Below are 1,450 nucleotides of genomic sequence, written 5' to 3' on the forward strand. Positions count from 1 at the left end.
CCGCTGGTACTGTCTTAAAATACAAATTTTGAAATAGAATTTTTTTAATATTTTTGGGACTCAGAAGGAGCGACAGTTTTAGACTGTTGCATCCTGTGTAGTCCCGCCGGTCGGGACTATTTTTTTGTCCTTTCCTTGTAGTTCTTTGACATTGTTGGCATAGTACAAAGGGTCGTATTTTACGCCATTTTTCCAGATGGCATAGCAAAGAGTAAGTAGTTTTTTCTGAACGGCTACATAGGCTTTCATTTTGATTTGGGTTTTTTCAAAGACTCGCTCAAACAAGGCTTGACAGGCAGGTTCTCCAAACCTAACAGCATTGAATGCCGGTAGAAATAAAATTCTCCTGATTTTGCTGTTACCTTTCTTGGAAATTTTAGTTTTACCCGCCCGTTGGCCTGACTGATTCTCGACTACATCATAACCCGCGAAACTGATAAGTTGGCGGACATTTTCAAAGCCTGTAAATCCATTAGTTTCTGCCACAAGAGTTGCGATGGATAAAGTAGCTAAGCCTTTAATCTCACATAATTGCTCGATTTTGGTTTTCAGAACAGGGTCTTTATCTAAAAGCTTGTCTATTTCTTTCTTGATCTGGTCAATTTGCCGGTCATAGAGTTTAATCAGTTTATCTAACTGTTGGATGATGAATTCATCACTAATCCGACTATTTAAAAGAGCATGTTTCTGATTATCAGACTGATTTTTTAACTCTTGCAGCCGCTGATGCTGCCTGGTGAGCATTCTCAAGTCATAAATATTTTTCGACAAGGGCTGCCATAACCCCAAACTCTGTTCAGCTCCCATTTGAGCTAACCCTCGTGCGTCAATCTTGTCATTTTTTGATTTGTGACCCAAGCTTTTCAGATAATGTTTGGCTTTATTAGGCAGAATAACACTTACTGAAAGGTCTTTTTGAAACAAATACCAAGCTATTTGCTCATGGTAAACTCCTGTAGATTCCATCACATATCGAATGGGTATGCGTTGTTCTTTACAGTGTTTCTCTACCCATGTCAGTAAGCTCTCAAAAGCTGTAACTTTGTTATTAACCTTGCTACTTCCCTTGATAGTAACTTTTCCATGGGTGTCAATGACTGATAAACAGATTTGCAGCGTATCTTTACTTACATCAATTCCTACGCAGTAACGTAACAAAATGGCGGAGTTGGAGGCTTGCATATTCATTGTTAGGTTGATTTATGGTGAATTCTTGCCTAACAGTTTTTCTCGAATTTTGCACATCTATACAGGATTGTAACTTTAAAGTAACATCCATAGGTACTGTTGAATTTACAGAGAAAAACAGGGTGAACAGATAAACCAGCGGTACAACATCGTCCATTTTGAGACGTGTTTGCGGCGGAACTCGGGCTGCTGTTCACCCCTGTCAAACAACTACCCCAAAATTGTACTTTTTCCAACAATTTCAATGAACTTCAAAGATATG

1 protein-coding gene is annotated in these 1,450 nt (G+C 38.8%); it reads right to left on the reverse strand.

Features of this window, described 5'->3' with window-relative positions; all coding sequences use genetic code 11:
- Nucleotides 1-78: 78 nt before the first annotated feature.
- Nucleotides 79-1,188 carry an IS110 family transposase gene (locus GVN20_RS29460; RefSeq protein WP_229599230.1) on the reverse strand — a complete coding sequence of 370 codons (1,110 nt, stop codon included), beginning with the start codon at nucleotides 1,186-1,188 and terminating at the stop codon, nucleotides 79-81.
- Between the last annotated feature and the right edge of the window lie 262 nt (nucleotides 1,189-1,450).

It is taken from the genome of Runella sp. CRIBMP, assembly GCF_009905605.1.
In the GTDB taxonomy this organism is placed as follows: Bacteria; Bacteroidota; Bacteroidia; order Cytophagales; family Spirosomataceae; genus Runella.

Coding starts and splice junctions, on each gene's coding strand:
- GVN20_RS29460 (WP_229599230.1), bottom strand. CDS start 1,188: ATGAATATGCAAGCCTCCAACTCCGCCATTTTGTTACGTTACTGCGTA.